An 18,850-nucleotide genomic window follows, 5' to 3' on the forward strand; every position below is an offset into this window, starting at 1 on the left:
TCGCTGGCAAAATGCCTCATCTCAAATATCGAACAAGGAATGCGCAGTGAAAAAACTCTTTGGCGCCTCACTTCTGGCCGCTGGCCTGGCCCTGACCAGCGTGGCCCAGGCCGCACCGACCCTGCTCAACGTGTCCTACGATGTGATGCGAGATTTCTACAAGGACTACAACACTGCCTTCCAGAAACACTGGCAAGCCGAGCACAACGAAAACATCACCGTGCAGATGTCTTTCGGCGGCTCCAGCAAACAGGCGCGCTCGGTCATCGACGGCCTGCCGGCTGACGTGATCACCATGAACATGGCCACCGACATCAACGCCCTGGCCGACAACGGCAAACTGGTTCCGGAGAACTGGGTCACCCGTCTGCCGAACAACAGCGCGCCATTCACCTCCGCCACCGTTTTCATCGTGCGCAAAGGCAACCCCAAAGCCCTGAAAGACTGGCCTGACCTGCTCAAGGACGGCGTACAAGTGATCGTGCCCAACCCGAAAACCTCGGGCAACGGCCGCTACACCTATCTGTCCGCCTGGGGCTACGTGCTGAAAAACGGTGGCGATGAGAACAAGGCCAAGGCATTCGTTGGCAAACTGTTCAAGCAGGCACCTGTGCTCGACACCGGTGGCCGTGCCGCCACGACCACCTTCATGACCAACCAGATCGGCGACGTGCTGGTGACCTTCGAAAACGAAGCGGAAATGATTGCCCGCGAGTTCGGTCGCGATCAGTTCGAAGTCATCTACCCAAGCGTCTCCGCCGAAGCCGAGCCACCGGTGTCCGTCGTCGACAAAGTGGTTGAGAAAAAGGTTCTCGTGCTGCCGCCGAGGAATACCTGAAATTCCTGTGGTCGCCGCAAGGGCAGGAAATTGCCGCTGCCAACTACCTGCGTCCGCGCGACCCGGCCGTGCTGGCCAAATACACCGATCGCTTCCCCAAAGTGGACTTCCTGTCGGTGGAAAAGACCTTCGGCGACTGGCGTACCGTGCAGAAAACTCACTTCAATGATGGTGGGATTTTCGATCAGATCTACACGCAGTAAGCCAGCAATGAAAAAGGCGACCGGTAAAGGTCGCCTTTTTTTCGCCAGCGTATCAGGCAATCAGGGGTGACTGGCTGACAGCCTTATTGCACAGGGTTGATATAAGGCCCGCCCGTGAACTGGATGAACAATCGACGATACTCTTCGTTCTCAGGATCGATGACCAAGGCCTGACGCAAAAATTCTATACCTTCGCGAATATTGTCCATCTGGCAGTTGAGTGCAAACGCCAGATACAAGAAATGAGCATTGAAGAAGTCGAATGACAGAGCGACCTTGACCAAGTGCAGCGCCTTGCCAAGCTCCTGTGCAGTCAGGTGCGCATTGAACGCTTCGTTGAACAGTTTGATGTCCTTGTACAGCGAAGCGGACAAGCCGACCTGTTTTCTCAACACCACCGTGTGACCGTTTCCGACTTTGGTATCGGTTTCTTCAATGCATTCGATCAGCCAATGCCCGAGGCCGACCGAGTTCATCAGGTTGATTGCGCGGAGCATGCTTTGCAACGATAACACCAGGTAGTGACATCTCCACGTTTCCAGGTCCACGGTGTTCATGTCGACACGCTTTTCATAGCTGTCGATCATCTGATCCAGAGTGGTCAGCGCTCGCGATCGGTCGGTGGGTTCGGCGTTTCTTTTCGGAAAAATGCAGAAGAACACCCCACCGTCCTTCACCACCCGGGAAGACTCAATGAAAGCGGCAAACAAGTTCGGGACATGCTCGATCACATGTGAGCTGATCAGGTAATCGAAAGTCGCATCAAGAAATGGAATGTCCATAAAATCGCCCAGCGCATCAACCCTGGCGGACTCGACGTTGTAATTTGCCTGCTCCTTTTTGTAGTGACCGTAGTCGACGAGATCCTGTGGATACAGAAAGGCTTCGCCATCGCTGGGACCCAGGTTGATGCAATTGGGCAGATAAAACGCATTGTGCGCAGCGGCACCGACCTCCAGGCCTGCGCCCTGACAATACTTGCTGGCCAACGCCATGCCCTGCACATTCATATCGACTCCAAATCCCTGAGAGACCTGCTTAATGGAAAAAAGAGAAACGTACCTACGCCTTCAAACTATCGGCAAGCGCAAAAAAACATTGAGCAAGAATGCGTTTCGCCCTATTTTTCGGGGCTGCATGCATACCACCCTGCGCAACGAGAAACCTGATGACACCAGCCCACACCGCCCCCCACGGCACCGCAACCATGACCAAAGGCAGGGTGCTGCTGTTTGCCTTCTGCTGCGGCGCCATTGTCGCCAACATCTACTACGCGCAACCGATCATCGAACTGATCGCACCGGACGTTGGCCTAAGCAGCACCCTGGCCAGCCTGATCGTGTCGCTGACCCAGATCGGTTACGCCCTGGGCCTGTTTTTCCTGGTGCCGCTGGGCGATCTGCTGGAAAACCGCCGACTGATGATCCTCACCACGCTGGTGGCGATTGCCAGCCTGCTGGGTGCCGCCTTCACGGACCAACCGAACGTCTTCTTGCTGATCTCGCTGCTGGTGGGTTTCAGCTCCGTGTCAGTGCAGATCCTCATTCCTCTGGCCGCCCACCTGGCCCCCGAGGAAAGCCGTGGCCGAGTGGTCGGTGGCATCATGGGCGGCTTGCTGTTGGGGATTCTCTTGGCCCGCCCCGTATCCAGCATCGTGGCCGACCATTTCGGCTGGCGTGCGATGTTCGTGATTGCGGCAGCGCTGATGGCAGCCATCAGCCTTGTGCTGGCGCTCACCATTTCCAAACGGCAGCCTGACCACAGTGCCTCCTACGGCCAGTTGCTGGGGTCGTTGTGGACGCTGCTGCGGCAACAGCCGGTTTTACGCCAGCGAGCGTTTTACCAGGGTTGCATGTTTGCCACCTTCAGCCTGTTCTGGACGGCCGCGCCGCTGGAACTGGCGCGTCATCATGGCCTGTCGCAAACGCAGATCGCAATCTTCGCCCTGGTAGGTGCCATCGGTGCCATCGCCGCCCCCATCGCCGGCCGGCTGGCGGACGCCGGGCACACGCGCATCGCCTCGCTGCTGGCCCTGCTGTTCGCCAGCCTGAGTTTCCTGCCCGCCTTCATCCACCCGGCCTACAGCGTCATCGGCCTGGCCGTCACCGGTGTAGTGCTCGACTTTTGCGTCCAGATGAACATGGTTCTGGGCCAACGGGCGGTCTATGCCCTCGACGGCAAAAGTCGCAGTCGCCTGAACGCGCTTTACATGACCAGCATTTTCATTGGCGGCGCGTTCGGGTCGTCGGTGGCCAGTGTGGTGTACGAGCACGGTGGCTGGTTGTGGATCGTGATCGTTGGTAGCGCGTTCCCATTGCTGGCGTTGTTGCGCTTCCTGAGCGCTTCGCGAGAGCATTCGCTGGCGGCGGCATGACCGCCAGCTTCCCGCTGATGTTCATTGCCGGACCAGCTTCTCCAGCGCAGCATCGGCCAGGAAGGAAGAGCGACTCTTCACGTTGTGCTCGCGCACGTAGCGGTCGATGCGCTGGATGACATAACCGGGCAATGTCACGTTGACCTTCTCGGTTTTACCCATGTAGGGCGCGATGTCCAGTTCGAGCATGCCCCAGCCCATTTCAGCGAAGTCCGGATTGCTGCGGTGGACAGCTGCCGAGGTTGGCATTGGAATCGCCTCGCCGTCGGCGGGTATTTCCTGAAGCATGATGTGGGCAATCTCGATGGCCGCGTTATAGGCGTCTTCGAAGGTGTCCCCGGCGGTGACGGCCCCCGGGATATCGGGGATCTGAATACCGATGGCGGTGTTCTCGTCGCCCCATTCGATACAGATGGGATATTGCATTATGGATCTCCTGCGTGACTGGCTGGCGGGTGGTGCAGAGCGGCTCGCCGTCTGATGCTCTTGACCGTGCCGATGGGTCAATCCTTTTTCGGGTGAGGCACCGGGACGATGAACGGGCTGTAGGGGTGAGTGAACAAATGATGGCTGCCTGTGACTCGATCCAGCCTCCAACCGGCCTCCTCCAATTCCTTGATCAATAACCTGCTCTGCACCAACGCCTCCTTTCTTCGGCTCGAGAAAAGTAACTCTAGAGTTATATATACAAGCACAAAAACCCGGTTCACGACGTTCGGTTGTGTTGCCGATTGTGAAGTCCTTGAAGGAGCGACCACAAAAAAGGCGACCCGAAGGTCGCCTTGATACTACTGCCCGAATTGCCGTCCCAGGCCACCCGGCACGCCATGGATGTCGGTGTCTTCCCATGGCCCATTTGGGCTGATCGAACGGCTCCAGCCGTTGTTCCAGCGGTAATAGGTACGCTGGCGGTAGAAGGTATTGGGTTGGTCGTCCAGCACATACACACCCATCTTCTGATCCCAGTGGCTGTTGCCACCCGGCGGCGGCGCGAAGCTGGCAGAGGTGCGTGGCACCGGTTTGGCCGGTTTGGCTGGCACACCCGGTTTGCCGGGTGCCGGGCTCGTCGACGGTGTCGGGCTCGGCTGCGAGGGCGGGATCGGCGGCAGCGGAGTCGGCTCGGGCCGCTGGACCGCACACGCACTTAACCCCATGACAAGACTGAGCAGAGTGATACGTGCGATAGCGGTCATGGTGGCGTTCCTGTTATTTGTCCGGGCTGTCGATGGTCAGTGTTTGCGCCGCGGTGGTACTGCTGGCCAGAGGCTGGCTGCGACCGATCCACTCACCGGCTGCCGGCTGACCAGCGCGGGAGATGCGTGCAACCAGTTGGACTTCAGGGAAGTTCGACAGTTTCAACTGCGGCATCATTGCATCGGCATCGCCCAGTTCGACAGTCGCCGGCAGGTCCGCCACGGTCAGTCGTTTGGCGGCCAGCGGTGCCGGAGGTCCGGAAACGGCGCGGGCAAAAATGAACACGCTGTCACCTGGCTGGACCTTGGCCTTGAGCTCCGGCGCCAGGTCAACACTGACCTTGAGCAGCGCTGGGCCCTTGGCCACAGGTGGCTTTTGCGAAGGTGCCTGCGCCACTTTACCGCCGCTGGCCTGGAGCTTCTCCGTTGCCCGATCAATGCCGCCCTGCAAGGCTGCGCGGGAATTGTCTTGCGGCGGCAGTTGAGTCAACAAGCGCGTCCAATAGTCGATGGCGTCCTGGTAACGCGCGCTCTCGAACGCGGCGATGCCCAAGAGGCCAAGGCTGGTGACTTCCTTCGGGTCGGCCTTCAAGGCTTCGTCGGTCAGGGCCTGGATCTTGTCCGACCACTTCTTGCCGTCGGCGAAATACTGGGCCTGAGCCCACTGCCCCAACAGCTCAGGTTGGCGACCCGCCAGATTGACGGTGCGCTCGAAGATCTTCGCCGCGTCCCCAGGACGATCCTGTGCCATGTAGGTACGGCCAAGGAAGTACAGGCCTTCCGCCGAATCCGGCTGCGCCTCGACCGCTCGCTCCAGGCGCTGGGTCATTTCTTCCATCGATTGCGGTGCATGGGCGAACTCACGGGTGAGCTCGACCTTGTCGCTGGCACCAAAATGCAGATATAGCCCCAAGCCGAGCAGCGGCACCAGGATCGCCGCCAACAGAGGCAACGGTTTGCCCAGGCGAGAAACCCGGGAAGTGTCTGCGCCCTCGGTGTCGGCCAACAGCTCACGGGCGGCTTCGGCGCGACCACTGTCCATTTGCGCGCTGTCGAGAACACCTTCTTGCTGCTGAGCCTGCAACTCGGCCACGCGCTCTTGATAGAGTGCGACGTTGAGCGCAGTGCGATCTTCTTCGAGCTGGGCACGACGGCCACGAAGAACGGGAATCAGCAGAAAACTCAGGGCTACCAGAAGCAGCAGACCTGCAGCGAGCCAGAAATCAATCATTCTTGGTTTTATCCAACAGGTGGTCGAGACGCTCACGCTCATCAGAGGAAAGCTCGGCGCGGTTGTCGGCGCGCTGTAAGCGACGACGGCGGACGATGACGGCAATGATCACCACACCGCCCAGCAAGAGGCCGGCGGGCCCGAACCACAGCAACGCGGTCTTGGCGGTGAGGGCCGGCTTGTAGCGGACGAAATCACCGTAGCGGTCGACCATGAAGTCGATGATCTGCTGATTGTCCTTGCCCTCACCCAACATGCGGAAAATCTCTTTGCGCAGGTCAGCGGCGATGGGGGCATTGGAGTCGGCAATGTCCTGATTCTGACACTTTGGGCAACGCAGCTCTTTGGTCAACTCGCGAAAGCGCTCACTGATCGCCTTCCTTGGCGAACTCGTAGGTATCGATGGCGGCGTGCGCCACGCCGGCGATGCTCAAACCAAGAATGGCCGCTGCAATCCAGCGCTTCATGGCTTGGCCTCGTCCACCATGGCCTGGTACTTGGCCGCCAGTTTTTCACGCCAGACCTGTTCGTCGATCACCCCGACGAATTTGTCGCGGATGATGCCCTTGGCGTCGATGAAAAAGGTTTCCGGCGCACCGTACACGCCCAGGTTCAGGCCCAAAGTGCCTTCGTCGTCACGGATGTCCAACTGATAGGGGTTGTGGAACTCCGCCAGCCACTTCAAGGCATCGGCGTTGACGTCCTTGTAGTTGATGCCGTAGATCACCACGCCCTTCTCGGCCAGTTTGTTCAGTACCGGGTGTTCGACCCGGCAGGAAATGCACCAGGTGCCCCAGACATTGACCAGCGCCGGTTTACCCACGATGTCGGCGCGGGTCAGGGTCTTGTCGCCCTGCACAGCAGGCAGCGAAAACTCGGGGAATGGCTTGCCGATCATCGCCGAAGGCAGCTCGGCGGGGTCCAGGTACAGCCCGCGATACAGGAAAACAGCCACCACCAGAAAAATCGCCAGTGGCAACAGCATCAACCAACGTTTCATGCAGTGGCTCCACTCATGCCCAGTGCTTCACGCACGCGGCTTTTTACCTTGACCCGATAACGACGATCCATCGCTGCCAGCAACCCGCCGAACGCGGTGAGCAACCCGCCGAACCAGATCCAGCGAACGAACGGTTTGACGTGCACTCGCACGGCCCAGGCACCATCCCCCAGCGACTCGCCCAGGGCAACGTAGAGGTCGCGGGTAAAACCGGCATCGATCCCGGCTTCGGTCATCATCGAGCCCTGCACGGTGTACAGGCGTTTTTCCGGATGGAGCACACTGATTTCACGACCGTCACGGATGACTCGGATGGTGCCCTTGTCGGAGGTGAAGTTCGGGCCTTCGAAGTGCTTGGCACCTTCGAACACAAACTGATAACCGCCCAGGTCCATGGACTCGCCCGGAGCGAGGCGCAGGTCACGTTCGGCACTGTTCTGGCTCGACAGCACGACACCGAGTGCGCACACGGCGATGCCCAGGTGCGCGACTTGCATGCCCCAGTAGCTGCGGGTCAGGGTCGGCAGACCTTTGATCAGGCCTTTGTGACGCGTCTTGTCGAGGATATCGCGCACGCCGGCCAGCAATACCCACGCCGCCAGCATGAACGTCGCAATCACCGCCCAGTTGAAATCGCCATAAGCGATGCCTGCCACTACCGCTAGCGCAGCACTGCCGAGCAACACAGGGGTGAGCATGCTTGTCAGCCATTTCACCGGGGTGTCTTTCCAGCGCACCAACACACCGACCGCCATGACCACCATCAACACGGCCATCAACGGAATGAACAGCGCATTGAAGTACGGCGGGCCGACCGACAGCTTGGCCCCGGTCATCGCGTCGAGGACCAGCGGATACAAAGTGCCCAGCAGAATCATCGAGGCAGCCACCACCAGTACCAGGTTGTTGCCCAGCAACAGGGTTTCCCGAGACCAGAGATTAAAGCCGACCTGGCTCTTGACCACCGGTGCCCGCAGAGCGAACAGGGTCAACGAGCCACCGACAACGCACAACAGGAAAAACAGGATGAACACGCCGCGCTCTGGATCGGCGGCGAAGGCGTGAACCGAGGTCAACACGCCGGAACGCACGAGGAACGTACCCAATAGGCTCAAGGAGAAGGCCGCAATGGCGAGCAGCACGGTCCAGCTCTTGAACACGCCACGTTTTTCCGTGACCGCCAACGAGTGAATCAACGCTGTTCCCACCAACCATGGCATGAAAGAGGCGTTTTCCACCGGGTCCCAGAACCACCAGCCACCCCAGCCGAGCTCGTAGTAAGCCCACCACGAGCCGAGGGTGATACCGATGCCCAGGAAGGCCCAGGCGACGATAGTCCATGGACGCGACCACCGCGCCCATGCCGCATCGAGGCGACCGCCAAGCAACGCGGCGATCGCAAAGGCGAAGGCGACGGAGAAACCGACATACCCCATGTACAACATCGGCGGGTGCACGATCAGGCCGATGTCCTGCAACAACGGATTGAGGTCACGACCGTCTGTGGGAATCTGCGGAAGGATGCGCGAGAACGGGTTGGAGGTGATGATCAGGAACATCAGGAAACCGCTGCTGATCATGCCCATCACTGCCAGCACCCGCGCCAGCATGACTTGCGGCAGTTGACGCGAGAACACCGACACGGCAAAGGTCCAACCGCCGAGGATGAACGCCCACAGCAACAACGAGCCTTCGTGCGCGCCCCATACGGCGCTGAATTTGTAATACCAGGGCAATGCGCTGTTGGAGTTGCCGGCGACGTAGGCGACCGAGAAATCGTCGGTCATGAACGCGTAGGTCAGGCAACCGAAGGCAAACGCCAGGAAGGCAAACTGCCCCCAGGCGGCGGGCTGAGCCAGGCTCATCCACAAGCGATCACCGCGCCAGGCACCCAACAATGGCACCACGGCCTGGAACAGGGCAAAACACAACGCCAGGATCATCGCCAGGTGACCCAGCTCTGGAATAAACAGACCGGAAGTCATCGATCAACCCTCCTTCACGGGTGTTGGGGCAGATTGACCGCTTTCTTTAAGCGCCTTGGTCACTTCCGGGGGCATGTATTTTTCATCATGCTTGGCCAGCACTTCATCGGCGACCACCACGCCATCGGCGTTGAGCTTGCCCAGGGCGACGATGCCCTGTCCTTCACGGAACAGGTCCGGGAGGATGCCGCGATAGGTGACCGTGACGGACTTCTGGAAATCGGTAACGACGAATTTCACGTCCAGCGAATCGCCTGAACGTTGCAGCGACCCCTTCTCGACCATGCCGCCGGCGCGGATGCGCGTGTCAAGCGGCGCTTCGCCGTTGGCGATCTGGGTGGGCGTGTAGAACAAGTTGATGTTCTGCTGCAGGGCGCTCAGCGCCAGGCCAACCGCAGCACCGACACCGACCAGAATCGCCAGAATGATGATAAGACGCTTTTTACGCAACGGATTCACTTGCCGCTCTCCCGGCGCAGACGACGCGCCTCTTGTTGCAGATACCGCTTGCGGGCCAGGACCGGCGCCGCCACGTTCAGAACCAGCACCGCCAGGCAGATGCCATAGGCCGACCAGACATACAGGCCGTGATGGCCCATGGCGAGGAAATCGCCAAATGAAGCAAAACTCATCGAGCGGCCTCCAGGCTGTTCTGCACTTCTGCCTTGACCCAGCTGGCGCGGGCTTCGCGCTTGAGCACTTCAAGACGCATGCGCAGCAACAGCACGGCGCCGAAGAAACAGTAGAAACCCAGCACCATCAGTAGCAGCGGCAACCACATTTCCACGGGCATCGCCGGTTTTTCAGTGAGGGTGAAGGTGGCGCCCTGATGCAGGGTGTTCCACCACTCCACCGAGTACTTGATGATCGGAATGTTAATCACGCCGACAATCGCCAGCACCGCGCAGGCCTTGGCCGCACTGTCACGATTACTGATGGAGTTGCCCAGTGCAATAAGACCGAAGTACAGGAAAAGCAGGATCAACATGGACGTCAGTCGGGCATCCCAGACCCACCATGACCCCCAGGTCGGCTTGCCCCAGATCGCTCCGGTGACCAGCGCCACGGCGGTCATCCAGGCGCCGATGGGCGCCGCGCATTGCAGGGCAACATCGGCCAGTTTCATTTTCCATACCAGTCCGACGATGCCGCACACCGCGAGCATCACGTAGCAGGACTGGGCCAGCAGCGCGGTGGGGACATGAATATAAATGATGCGAAAGCTGTTGCCTTGCTGATAGTCAGGCGGCGCGAAGGCCAGGCCCCAGACGGTACCGACGCCAATCAGCAGCACGGCGGCGACGCTCAACCAGGGCAGCAGCTTGCCGCTGATGCCGTAGAACCACTTGGGTGAGCCGAGCTTATGAAACCAGGTCCAGTTCATTGCTGTTTCCATCACGGTTGCCACTCGCCATCACGAGGAGCGTGGGTCATTCTTTGGTTCAAAGAAGTGATCAGTTTTTGATCAGACCTCATTATTATTCGCCGACGCTGATCTTCAGGCCAGCAGCGATTGCAAACGGTGTCAGGGTTATTGCCAGGGCGGTCAGGCTGCCAAGCCACAGCAGATAACCGGTCGCCGGCATGCCCATCAACGCGGCCTGCAAGGCGCCGCTGCCGAGAATCAACACCGGGATATACAGCGGCAGAATCAGCAAAGCCAACAGCAGGCCGCCGCGCTTCAACCCCACCGTCAGGGCTGCACCCACTGCACCCAGAAGGCTCAGCACGGGTGTACCCAGTAACAGGGAAAGCAGCAACACCGGCAGACAGGCGGCTGGCAAACCCAGCATCAATGCCAGCAGTGGAGCGAGTAAAACCAGGGCCAGGCCAGAGAAGGCCCAGTGTGCCAGTACCTTGGCCAAAACCAGAAGAGGCAGGGGGTGCGACGAAAGGACCCACTGTTCGAGGGAACCGTCCTCGAAATCACTGCGGAAAAGCCCGTCCAGCGAGAGCAGGACCGATAAAAGAGCCGCTACCCACACCAGTCCCGGAGACAAGGTTTGCAACAATTGAGACTCGGGTCCGACCGCCAGTGGAAACAGGGAAACCACAATGGCGAAGAACACCAGCGGATTGGCCAACTCCGCAGGACGGCGGAACAACAGACGCGCCTCACGGGCCACCAGCAGACCGAACACACTCATACGGCCCAATTCCCCAAATCGATGTCGCGATAATTGACCGGCTTGCGAGTCAGTGTGTGGTGAGTGGTCAACACCACCATGCCGCCGCGTTCGCAGTGGCCGGCCAGATGAGCTTCGAGTTGCGCCACGCCCTGCTTGTCGAGGGCGGTGAACGGTTCGTCAAGAATCCACAGCGGCGGGCTGTCCAGGTACAACCGCGCCAGCGCGACGCGACGTTGCTGGCCGGCGGACAGGGTGTGACAGGGAACATCCTCGAATCCGCGCAGTCCGACCAGGGCAAGCGCATCCTGGATGGACTCACGGTTGGCCGGGTGATGCAGGGCGCAGAGCCAACTGAGGTTTTCTTCCGGCGTCAGCAGGTCCTTGATGCCGGCGGCATGGCCGATCCATAACAGGTTACGTGCCAGTTCGTTGCGCTGCTCGTTAAGCGGTTGGCCGTTTAGCAGGATTTGACCAGCCGTCGGCTGCATCAGGCCGGACAACAAGCGCAGCAGGCTGGTCTTGCCGCTGCCGTTGGGACCGCTGATTTGCACCATTTCGCCACTGGCCAGTCTCAAATCGAGATTTTCGAACAGCAGTCGGAGGTCTCGCTCACAGGCGAGGGCGACGGTTTGCAGGACTGGACTGGTCAAGAGATCACGGGCCTTTACGGTTCAAGTCGGCAGCTCGGCGGCCGCTAAAGGGGTGCAGCATAGTCGCATTGGCGGCCTGTTCTAGAGAGCTGCGTCAAACAATTGCAATGTTTTTGCCACTCTCTGAAAGACGGGCGGCATTATACATGTCATGCCCTACTCTCAAGAGGGCAATTTCTTCAGGTTGTGACCGCGTATGACAGGCGAAATGAACATCCTCCCGCTCCCCCAACCCACCCCCGCGACCTCACGGCCGCTGGTGACGAGCGGTGAGTTGCTCAAATTGCTGACGCCGGTGGAAGGCCTGATCAGCGCCGGGCAATCGGCCAAGGCTGAAGTACTGTCGTTAAAGCAGGCGGATCAGACGTTTCAGCTGCTGCTCAAGGTGACCCTCGAGGGCGGCCGGCAGACCACGGTCCAGGCCACCAGCAACCAGCCGCTCCCCCAGGGCACCAGCCTGGCAATCACCCAGCCTTCGGCGGGCAATCTGGCGGTCACGGTACAACAGGCGATTGCCTCCAGCGTCGCCACCCTCACCCGTATCGACACCGCTCAATTGCCGCTGGGCACATTGCTGCAAGGCAAGGTGCTGACGGCCCAGGTGCTGCCGCAAGTACCCGGTCAGCCGACGGTCTTCCGTTCGCTGGTGAGCCTGCTCAACACCGCGTTGAGCGGCAAGACGCTGACCATCGATAGCCCGACGCCCTTGCGCATCGGCACTTTGCTCAGTGCCCAGGTGCAGGACAGCCAGACCCTGAAGTTCGTCCCCCTGAGCAATCGCCAGGAGCAGTTGGCTGTTACCCAGCAACTGGCCGGCCAGCAGAGCCGCCAGGGTTCGCTGGACGGTCTGCTCAAACTGCTGCAAAACCTGCCGGCCAGCGACCAGACTTCCAGCGACCTGCGTGCCGCCGCCAGCCGGTTGCTCGCTGGCCTGCCGGACGTTGCGCAACTGACCACGCCCAAAGGCCTGGCCCTGGCCCTCGCCAGCAGCGGCGCCTTCCTGGAGTCGAAGCTGCTCGGCGGGCAAAACCCGACGTTGGCGCCGGACATGAAAGGCGATTTGCTCAAGCTGATTGCACAAGCCGCGCAGGGCCTGCCGGCCAACACCAGTCTCGGCGCGATCATTGCCGCCAATACACTCGCCCAGGCCATGCCCAGCTTCGTGCGTAATGCCTTGGGCATGCTCGGGCAAGTCAGCGCCAAGCCGTCGCCCACCAGTTTCCCGATACCCGAGCGCCTGCTGCAAAGCGCTGAAGGTGAAGGCGATCTCGAACACCTGCTGCGCCTTGCCGCCGCTGCGGTATCGCGCCTGCAAAGCCATCAGCTGTCGAGCCTGGAGCAGACCGGCGTGACCAGCGATGGTCGCCTGATGAGCACCTGGCAGCTGGAAATCCCGATGCGCAATATGCAGGACATCGTGCCCTTGCAAGTCAAGTTCCAGCGCGAGGAAGCACCGGAGAAAGAACAGCCCCAGGAACGTCGTGACGAACGCGAACCCAAGCAGCAATTGTGGCGTGTGGATCTGGCGTTCGACATGGAGCCGCTGGGCCCTTTGCAGGTTCAGGCGCAGTTGATCGCTGGCAGCCTGTCCAGCCAGCTATGGGCTGAACGCCCGTACACCGCCAGCTTGATCGAAAACAACCTGGTTGCCCTGCGCCAGCGCCTGCTGGATTCGGGCCTCAATGTGGGCGACCTCGACTGCCATCACGGCAAACCTCCCCAGGGGCCGCAAACCCGTCTGGAACAACGCTGGGTGGACGAAACGGCATGAATGATTTCCACACTCCACGCCAGGCCATCGCCCTCAAATACGACGGCAGCCACGCGCCAACCCTGACCGCCAAGGGCGACGAGGAGCTGGCCGAAGAGATTCTGCGGATCGCCCGCGACTATGAAGTGCCAATCTACGAGAACCCCGAATTGGTTCGATTGCTGGCACGCATGGAACTGGGGGACAGCATTCCGGAGGAGTTGTACCGCACGATCGCCGAGATCATTGCGTTCGCGTGGAACCTGAAGGGCAGGTTTCCCGAGGGGCACGATCCGGATGCGCCGATGGTGGAGAAGGATGTAACCGACCGCGGGGATGATTATTGAGGTCGGTTTCGACCCGATTTTGTAGGAATTGGGCTGGGTCAGTGTGCGTAGTTTCTGATTTTTTAGTAACGACTTTTTAGCTTCGGGGTTGGCTGGTAGCTTTCGGCCATTCGCCGAACGCAGGACACACGCTTGTGAAGCGAACTCTGTGTTCTGTTAATCAAAAAAAGTCAGGATCATGGAATGAACGCACTTTCTCGCCGCTTCTACACCAACGAAGTGTCTTCTGAATTTCTCCAATCACTGGACCAAGCTCCCTTTACCGAGCAACAACTCGAAGGGTTCAGTGAACAAGCCCTCGCCTGTCATCGCCAGAATTTGATTTTCTGCGAGAACCACCCCCCGATAGCCATTCGCAGGATGGCAACTGAAGGCAGTCAGACCCGCGACGGCGGCGTCATCGTTCAGGCCTCAGGTGTTGTACAGATCACGCTCGAAGACGACCAAGAGGTGCGAGTTGCCCGCGTTGGAGACTACGCGCTGTATGCGAATGGCCAAACCGCAAGAATCGTGACAGGTGCCGGGCAAAGTAATAGCCACGTCGCGCTGGTCGGCAGTCAACTGGATAACGGCGATACCATCATCAATACGCCGCAAAACGTCAGTCTGTTCGTGATTCGCGACGGATCTCCCATGCCCGAAGACTTTCTCCCCTGCGTAGAGAATGAATAATGGGTCGACAAAGCGTCAACGGGTTGGGTCAGGGACTGCACGAAGACCGGACGACTACCGGTGCGATCTGGTGCTGCAAATGACATGGATAGGTGCACTAGCGGGGAATGCTCTATGTATCGGAATTGGAGCTACAACCGTGGGGATCGGAGGGATCGCGTGTAGTTTGATACTTATTGGAGCAGGGGGCTATTTTGGAGTAGTACAGGAGAGAAAAACAGGGGAGGATGCTGGTGAACTCATTAGCATAATTATCAATATTTAGCGCCATACTGTACTTCGACACATCCAATACCCTCTACATGGCATTGAGTCCGGAGCACAGTACAAAACGCGCCATACCTGTTGAAAGATGGCGCGTTCTGAAGATTTATCGACAGGGCATTCAATTTTCCCTGCGAATCTGACCCGCTATATGGCCATGGGGGTGACTGAGTTGAACTTCATAGGTCACCTTCTGGCCTACTTCGGGAGGATTATCAAAATTACCATCCCAGTCAAGAAAGGACTTCCTGAAGTACTTGAGTTCTTGTCCATCCTCACCGGTAATTAAACCTAGAAGCGACTTTTCCAGATCACATGTCGTGATGACACCTTTAACCCGAACAACTTTGCTCATCGTTACTCTCCAGCGTGGTTAAGTCCGAGGAGGATATCGCTAGTGAGCGAACACGCATCTTAAAGAGAGTAACCGCAGGTGTAACCTGGCAGAGCTGTTAGCAAAACCGGGCTGGATCCGAGTATTGCCGGATATGATCAGCATCTGTAGGAGCGAGCTTGCTCGCGATGGAGGACCAAACAACGCGGTGCATCAGGCATGTAGCGTCATTGTTTAAGTCCATCGCGAGCAAGCTCGCTCCTACAGGTTTGTGTGTCACCTTGGGAGCGAGGCAGACGCCGCGGGTCAGGGAGGGATTCAGCCTCTGTGCAACTTGCTCATCAACTCCGCCTCGGCCTGGGTCAGGCCGCAGGACTGGGTCAGTTCATCGACGCTTGCGCCCATCCCGACCAATCGTGCCGCCTGGGCAAATGACAGGCTGGAGGGGTCACGCTGCTCCAGCTGAGCCAGCTTGTCGGGCAGCGGAGCGACCACCGCGCGCAGTTCATGCAGGTCTTCGCCCATGCGCACGTTGCCGCTCTGATAGTTTTCGACCAGCCTGGCCAGTTCCTTGATGCGCTGATCACGCAGCGCATCGCCTTGGGCCTGTTGCGCGGCGATCTGCCGCTGACCACGAATGTACGCCAGGAACATTGCCAGCGTGCCTGCCCAGAAAAGGAACAGGACAATGACCGCAACCTCGAGAATCAATCAGATATTCTCCAGTTCCGACCATTCCTCTTCGCTCATCATCTTGTCCAGCTCGACCAGGATCAGCAACTCGTTGTTCTTGTTGCACACGCCTTGAATGAACTTGGCGGACTCTTCGTTACCGACATTAGGTGCGGTTTCGATTTCCGACTGACGCAGGTAAACCACTTCGGCCACGCTGTCGACCATTATGCCAACCACTTGCTTGTCGGCTTCGATGATGACGATACGGGTGTTGTCGCTGATCTCGGCGTTCATCAGGCCGAAACGCTGGCGAGTATCGATCACGGTCACCACGTTGCCACGCAGGTTGATGATACCCAGCACATAGCTTGGAGCACCCGGAACCGGCGCGATCTCGGTGTAGCGCAGGACTTCCTGAACGCGCATCACGTTGATGCCGTAGGTTTCATTGTCCAGCTTGAAGGTTACCCATTGCAGGATCGGATCTTCGGAACCCTTTGCAGACGACGCCTTATCATTCATACCCTGACCCCTCGAAAAACCGCCCTGGCGGTGTGTGTTCGGTGCGATGGCAAGTCATTTGCCCCGCGTGTTTTTATGTTGGTTTGTGGATCGGCTTGACGCCGCCCATGTGCTTTGCACCGCCGCTGGCAATCAGCTCGGCGAGTGCGGCAACGTCGAGCAGCGCACACATGTGTTCAATGACCGTGCCTGCCAGCCACGGTCGCTGGCCACGATGGGTGCGCCATTTGATTTCGTTCGGGTCCAGGCGCAATGAGCGGCTGACCTGATGCACCGCCAGCCCCCACTCGTAGCCCTGGACAGAAATTACGTATTGCAAGCCTTGGCGGAAGTCATCGCGATAACGATCAGGCATGACCCAGCGGGCGGTGTCCAGCACCTTCAGGTTACCGGCCTGGCTCGGCAGGATGCCGAGGAACCACTCCGGTTGCCCGAACAAGGGCGTCAGTTCCTGGCCGGCCAGGGAATAAATCGAACCCAGGCACACCAGCGGCACTGCCAGGGTCAGCCCGGCCACATCGAATAACAGGCATTCGAACGCGTCGGCCGCCCATGCTGGACGACCGTCGGACTCCACCGGTGGCGGTGTGTTGCTCGGCGGCAGGTGGACTTCAACGATCGGTGGCACCAGCGCCTGCAGCAACGGCGCAATGGTTGACACCGGCGCCATTACCGGGGCGGGTGCATCCACCAACGCGACCGGCGCTATCACGACCGGCGCTGCCACTGGGGCAGCGACAGGCGCTGGTTTCTCGGGCGCCTTCTGGGCATCACGAGCCTGCTCTTCGAGCACTGCGGCCTGGAATTCGTCGAGTGCCGCTTCGACCTCGGGCACCTCGGCAACCACCTCGACTTCTGGCGGCAATTCTTCGGTCGCATCCATCAGCAAGCTGTCCAGATAAGACTGGAGTGCCAGTTGTGGACGAGACGTGATTTTGACCGGGCGATTCATCTTACGCCACCTGCGCGACGGATTGCTGCGCCAGCAATTGCTTGAGCAGGGCACGGTAGGCCAAGACGCCACGGCTCTTGCCGTCGAACTGCGAAGGCGTGACACCGGCACGGCTGGCGTCGCGCAAGCGCGTGTCGACCGGGATATAGCCCTGCCAGATTTCATCCGGGTACTTGTCGCGCAAGACGCGCAAGGTGCCCAGGGACGCCTGAGTGCGGCGGTCAAACAGGGTCGGCACGATATTGAACGCCAGTGGCTGCTTGCGCGAGCGATTGATCATTGCGAGGGTATTGACCATGCGCTCCAGGCCTTTGACGGCCAAGTGCTCGGTCTGTACCGGAATAACCAATTGCTGACTGGCCGCCAAGGCATTGACCATCAACACGCCGAGCAGCGGCGGGCTGTCGATCACTGCGTAATCAAAGTCCTGCCAAAGTTGCGCGAGGCTCTTGGCGATGACCAGGCCCAGGCCACTCTGCCCTGGCGACTGACGCTCCAGGGTCGCCAACGCAGTGCTCGACGGAAGCAGGGAGATGCTGGCGTGACTGGTGGGCAACAGCAACTGCCCAGGCAGGCCTTGCGGCACGCTGCCCTTGTGCAGGAACAGATCGTAGCTGCTGTGTTCCAGGCTGTCGGGGTCGTAACCGAAGTAGCTGGTCATCGAGCCGTGTGGGTCGAGATCGACAACGACCACGCGCTTGCCCGCATCGGCCAGTAACCCGGCTAACGCGATGGAGGAAGTGGTTTTACCAACACCACCCTTTTGATTGGCAACTGCCCAGACTCTCATTCGGATTGTTCCTCCCGGCCGCACCGGTCGACCGAGAAATAGCTCAACGTGTTAATACGGGTGACGGAGAATTGACGGAGCTCTCACGTACCGGCGGTTTGACCGGTGCAGGTGCAGTTTGTGTGCCAGCACGCTTCAACGCCGCATCCGGTTGCGCATTGGCCGTTCCGGTGCCGGTCAGGCTGCGACGCACATCGAGATTGCGAGACACCACCAATACCACGCGGCGGTTACGCGCCCTGCCCTCTGCCGTGGTGTTGTTGGCCACTGGCTGAAACTCGCCGTAACCCACTGACGCCATCCGACTGGGGTTGACGCCCTGCATCGCCAGCATGCGCACGATGCTTGCCGAGCGCGCCGAGGACAGTTCCCAGTTGGTCGGGTATTGCGCGGTGCGGATCGGCTGGTCGTCGGTAAAACCTTCGACATGAATCGGGTTGTCGAACGGCTTCAGGATGCCCGCGACCTTGTCGATGATATTGAACGCGACGTCGCTGGGCATGGCATCACCACTACCGAACAACAGGCTGGAGTTAAGTTCGATCTCGACCCACAGTTCGTTGCCACGAACCGTCATCTGGTTGGAGCTGATCAGGTCGCCAAACGCGGCGCTGATGTCATCGGCGATGCTTTTCAGCGGATCGGTGGACCCGGCGATACCGGCATCCACCTGCTCGCTGTCCTTGACCAGCGGCTTGGCCGGGGTCACGGTCTTGGGCCGCTCCTCGCCGATGGGAATCGGTTGCAGCGAGCGATCCGCATCGGTGAAAACGCCGACCAGCGCTTGCGAAATAATCTTGTACTTGCCTTCGTTGATCGAGGAAATCGAGTACATCACCACGAAGAAGGCGAAGAGCAAGGTGATGAAGTCGGCGTAGGAAACCAGCCAACGCTCATGGTTTACATGCTCTTCACGATGTCGACGTCGTGCCATTGCCCAT

The 18,850-nt window shown here is 59.4% G+C and carries 21 protein-coding genes and 3 pseudogenes; 5 read left to right on the top strand and 19 right to left on the bottom strand.

The window, feature by feature from the left end; all coding sequences use genetic code 11:
• Window positions 1-46 precede the first annotated feature (46 nt).
• A pseudogene (locus AB4N64_RS17345) lies at window positions 47-1,041 on the top strand (sulfate ABC transporter substrate-binding protein).
• Between the two features lie 83 nt (window positions 1,042-1,124).
• On the opposite strand, the gene AB4N64_RS17350 reads toward AB4N64_RS17345, so the two are convergent.
• Window positions 1,125-2,051, bottom strand: coding sequence for a class I SAM-dependent methyltransferase (locus AB4N64_RS17350; protein ID WP_460117120.1), 927 nt, complete (start codon window positions 2,049-2,051; stop codon window positions 1,125-1,127).
• Window positions 2,052-2,209: 158 nt separating this feature from the next.
• Between AB4N64_RS17350 and AB4N64_RS17355 the strand changes: the two genes are divergently transcribed.
• Window positions 2,210-3,415 (top strand): MFS transporter, encoded by a 1,206-nt coding sequence (locus AB4N64_RS17355; protein ID WP_460117121.1) that lies wholly within the window; start codon window positions 2,210-2,212, stop codon window positions 3,413-3,415.
• 21 nt (window positions 3,416-3,436) lie between these two features.
• Here the strand turns inward: AB4N64_RS17355 and AB4N64_RS17360 are convergent, their stop codons facing one another.
• From AB4N64_RS17360 to ccmA, 12 genes and pseudogenes are all read right to left on the bottom strand, one after another.
• Complete coding sequence (locus AB4N64_RS17360) at window positions 3,437-3,841, bottom strand: type II toxin-antitoxin system HicB family antitoxin (RefSeq protein WP_460117122.1); 405 nt, start codon at window positions 3,839-3,841, stop codon at window positions 3,437-3,439.
• A pseudogene (locus AB4N64_RS17365) lies at window positions 3,841-4,053 on the bottom strand (type II toxin-antitoxin system HicA family toxin). Before AB4N64_RS17365 ends, AB4N64_RS17360 begins: the two are co-directional and overlap by 1 nt.
• A gap of 150 nt (window positions 4,054-4,203) precedes the next feature.
• Window positions 4,204-4,608 carry a hypothetical protein gene (locus AB4N64_RS17370; protein ID WP_460117123.1) on the bottom strand — a complete coding sequence of 135 codons (405 nt, stop codon included), beginning with the start codon at window positions 4,606-4,608 and terminating at the stop codon, window positions 4,204-4,206.
• Window positions 4,609-4,621: 13 nt separating this feature from the next.
• Entirely contained in the window at window positions 4,622-5,839 is a 1,218-nt protein-coding gene (ccmI, locus tag AB4N64_RS17375) for a c-type cytochrome biogenesis protein CcmI (RefSeq protein WP_460117124.1), read from the bottom strand.
• Window positions 5,832-6,306: pseudogene (locus tag AB4N64_RS17380) on the bottom strand (cytochrome c-type biogenesis protein). The gene ccmI and the pseudogene AB4N64_RS17380 overlap by 8 nt, the downstream one beginning before the upstream one ends.
• A complete protein-coding gene (locus tag AB4N64_RS17385) occupies window positions 6,303-6,839 on the bottom strand; it encodes a DsbE family thiol:disulfide interchange protein (RefSeq protein ID WP_460117125.1) in 537 nt (178 codons plus the stop codon). Before AB4N64_RS17385 ends, AB4N64_RS17380 begins: the two are co-directional and overlap by 4 nt.
• On the bottom strand, window positions 6,836-8,824 hold the full coding sequence (locus AB4N64_RS17390; protein ID WP_460117126.1) for a heme lyase CcmF/NrfE family subunit: 1,989 nt from the start codon (window positions 8,822-8,824) through the stop codon (window positions 6,836-6,838). Before AB4N64_RS17390 ends, AB4N64_RS17385 begins: the two co-directional genes overlap by 4 nt.
• Before the next feature lie 3 nt (window positions 8,825-8,827).
• A complete protein-coding gene (ccmE, locus tag AB4N64_RS17395) occupies window positions 8,828-9,283 on the bottom strand; it encodes a cytochrome c maturation protein CcmE (protein WP_460117127.1) in 456 nt (151 codons plus the stop codon).
• Window positions 9,280-9,456 (bottom strand): heme exporter protein CcmD, encoded by a 177-nt coding sequence (gene ccmD / locus AB4N64_RS17400; RefSeq protein ID WP_368553104.1) that lies wholly within the window; start codon window positions 9,454-9,456, stop codon window positions 9,280-9,282. The genes ccmE and ccmD overlap by 4 nt, the downstream gene beginning before the upstream one ends.
• Window positions 9,453-10,208, bottom strand: a complete 756-nt coding sequence (locus AB4N64_RS17405; protein ID WP_460117128.1) for a heme ABC transporter permease — start codon at window positions 10,206-10,208, stop codon at window positions 9,453-9,455. Before AB4N64_RS17405 ends, ccmD begins: the two co-directional genes overlap by 4 nt.
• Window positions 10,209-10,302: 94 nt before the next feature.
• On the bottom strand, window positions 10,303-10,971 hold the full coding sequence (gene ccmB / locus AB4N64_RS17410) for a heme exporter protein CcmB (protein ID WP_266018381.1): 669 nt from the start codon (window positions 10,969-10,971) through the stop codon (window positions 10,303-10,305).
• On the bottom strand, window positions 10,968-11,603 hold the full coding sequence (gene ccmA, locus AB4N64_RS17415; RefSeq protein WP_460117129.1) for a cytochrome c biogenesis heme-transporting ATPase CcmA: 636 nt from the start codon (window positions 11,601-11,603) through the stop codon (window positions 10,968-10,970). The genes ccmB and ccmA overlap by 4 nt, the downstream gene beginning before the upstream one ends.
• 196 nt (window positions 11,604-11,799) lie before the next feature.
• Between ccmA and fliK the strand changes: the two genes are divergently transcribed.
• The 3 genes from fliK to AB4N64_RS17430 all read left to right on the top strand — a co-directional run bounded on the left by fliK (window position 11,800) and on the right by AB4N64_RS17430 (window position 14,372).
• The gene (gene fliK / locus AB4N64_RS17420) at window positions 11,800-13,374 is read left to right on the top strand and encodes a flagellar hook-length control protein FliK (RefSeq protein ID WP_460117130.1); all 1,575 of its coding nucleotides are present in this window, start codon (window positions 11,800-11,802) and stop codon (window positions 13,372-13,374) included.
• The gene (locus AB4N64_RS17425) at window positions 13,371-13,700 is read left to right on the top strand and encodes an EscU/YscU/HrcU family type III secretion system export apparatus switch protein (RefSeq protein ID WP_460117131.1); all 330 of its coding nucleotides are present in this window, start codon (window positions 13,371-13,373) and stop codon (window positions 13,698-13,700) included. Before fliK ends, AB4N64_RS17425 begins: the two co-directional genes overlap by 4 nt.
• Before the next feature lie 183 nt (window positions 13,701-13,883).
• The gene (locus AB4N64_RS17430; protein WP_460117132.1) at window positions 13,884-14,372 is read left to right on the top strand and encodes a PAAR domain-containing protein; all 489 of its coding nucleotides are present in this window, start codon (window positions 13,884-13,886) and stop codon (window positions 14,370-14,372) included.
• A gap of 385 nt (window positions 14,373-14,757) precedes the next feature.
• Here the strand turns inward: AB4N64_RS17430 and AB4N64_RS17435 are convergent, their stop codons facing one another.
• The 6 genes from AB4N64_RS17435 to motD all read right to left on the bottom strand — a co-directional run bounded on the left by AB4N64_RS17435 (window position 14,758) and on the right by motD (window position 18,843).
• Window positions 14,758-14,991 carry a hypothetical protein gene (locus tag AB4N64_RS17435; RefSeq protein WP_460117133.1) on the bottom strand — a complete coding sequence of 78 codons (234 nt, stop codon included), beginning with the start codon at window positions 14,989-14,991 and terminating at the stop codon, window positions 14,758-14,760.
• A 297-nt stretch (window positions 14,992-15,288) separates the two neighbouring features.
• Window positions 15,289-15,681, bottom strand: a complete 393-nt coding sequence (locus AB4N64_RS17440) for a DUF2802 domain-containing protein (protein ID WP_460117134.1) — start codon at window positions 15,679-15,681, stop codon at window positions 15,289-15,291.
• The gene (locus tag AB4N64_RS17445; RefSeq protein WP_192302106.1) at window positions 15,682-16,167 is read right to left on the bottom strand and encodes a chemotaxis protein CheW; all 486 of its coding nucleotides are present in this window, start codon (window positions 16,165-16,167) and stop codon (window positions 15,682-15,684) included.
• A gap of 73 nt (window positions 16,168-16,240) precedes the next feature.
• Entirely contained in the window at window positions 16,241-17,119 is an 879-nt protein-coding gene (locus tag AB4N64_RS17450; protein ID WP_460117135.1) for a CheW domain-containing protein, read from the bottom strand.
• Between the two features lies 1 nt (window position 17,120).
• Window positions 17,121-17,909, bottom strand: coding sequence for a ParA family protein (locus tag AB4N64_RS17455; protein ID WP_460117136.1), 789 nt, complete (start codon window positions 17,907-17,909; stop codon window positions 17,121-17,123).
• A gap of 43 nt (window positions 17,910-17,952) precedes the next feature.
• Window positions 17,953-18,843, bottom strand: coding sequence for a flagellar motor protein MotD (gene motD, locus AB4N64_RS17460; RefSeq protein ID WP_460117137.1), 891 nt, complete (start codon window positions 18,841-18,843; stop codon window positions 17,953-17,955).
• Window positions 18,844-18,850 lie beyond the last annotated feature (7 nt).

Source organism: Pseudomonas sp. S2_C03 (genome assembly GCF_054668405.1).

Bases quoted from the DNA above. Each gene is read 5' to 3' on its own strand.
- AB4N64_RS17385 (WP_460117125.1), bottom strand. From the start codon at position 6,839: ATGAAACGTTGGTTGATGCTGTTGCCACTGGCGATTTTTCTGGTGGTG.
- AB4N64_RS17450 (WP_460117135.1), bottom strand. From the start codon at position 17,119: ATGAATCGCCCGGTCAAAATCACGTCTCGTCCACAACTGGCACTCCAG.
- AB4N64_RS17390 (WP_460117126.1), bottom strand. From the start codon at position 8,824: ATGACTTCCGGTCTGTTTATTCCAGAGCTGGGTCACCTGGCGATGATC.
- AB4N64_RS17445 (WP_192302106.1), bottom strand. From the start codon at position 16,167: ATGAATGATAAGGCGTCGTCTGCAAAGGGTTCCGAAGATCCGATCCTG.
- AB4N64_RS17355 (WP_460117121.1), top strand. From the start codon at position 2,210: ATGACACCAGCCCACACCGCCCCCCACGGCACCGCAACCATGACCAAA.
- AB4N64_RS17370 (WP_460117123.1), bottom strand. From the start codon at position 4,608: ATGACCGCTATCGCACGTATCACTCTGCTCAGTCTTGTCATGGGGTTA.
- motD (WP_460117137.1), bottom strand. From the start codon at position 18,843: ATGGCACGACGTCGACATCGTGAAGAGCATGTAAACCATGAGCGTTGG.
- ccmB (WP_266018381.1), bottom strand. From the start codon at position 10,971: ATGAGTGTGTTCGGTCTGCTGGTGGCCCGTGAGGCGCGTCTGTTGTTC.
- AB4N64_RS17430 (WP_460117132.1), top strand. From the start codon at position 13,884: ATGAACGCACTTTCTCGCCGCTTCTACACCAACGAAGTGTCTTCTGAA.
- AB4N64_RS17360 (WP_460117122.1), bottom strand. From the start codon at position 3,841: ATGCAATATCCCATCTGTATCGAATGGGGCGACGAGAACACCGCCATC.
- AB4N64_RS17455 (WP_460117136.1), bottom strand. From the start codon at position 17,909: ATGAGAGTCTGGGCAGTTGCCAATCAAAAGGGTGGTGTTGGTAAAACC.
- ccmD (WP_368553104.1), bottom strand. From the start codon at position 9,456: ATGAGTTTTGCTTCATTTGGCGATTTCCTCGCCATGGGCCATCACGGC.
- AB4N64_RS17405 (WP_460117128.1), bottom strand. From the start codon at position 10,208: ATGAACTGGACCTGGTTTCATAAGCTCGGCTCACCCAAGTGGTTCTAC.
- AB4N64_RS17350 (WP_460117120.1), bottom strand. From the start codon at position 2,051: ATGAATGTGCAGGGCATGGCGTTGGCCAGCAAGTATTGTCAGGGCGCA.
- fliK (WP_460117130.1), top strand. From the start codon at position 11,800: ATGACAGGCGAAATGAACATCCTCCCGCTCCCCCAACCCACCCCCGCG.
- ccmI (WP_460117124.1), bottom strand. From the start codon at position 5,839: ATGATTGATTTCTGGCTCGCTGCAGGTCTGCTGCTTCTGGTAGCCCTG.
- AB4N64_RS17435 (WP_460117133.1), bottom strand. From the start codon at position 14,991: ATGAGCAAAGTTGTTCGGGTTAAAGGTGTCATCACGACATGTGATCTG.
- AB4N64_RS17425 (WP_460117131.1), top strand. From the start codon at position 13,371: ATGAATGATTTCCACACTCCACGCCAGGCCATCGCCCTCAAATACGAC.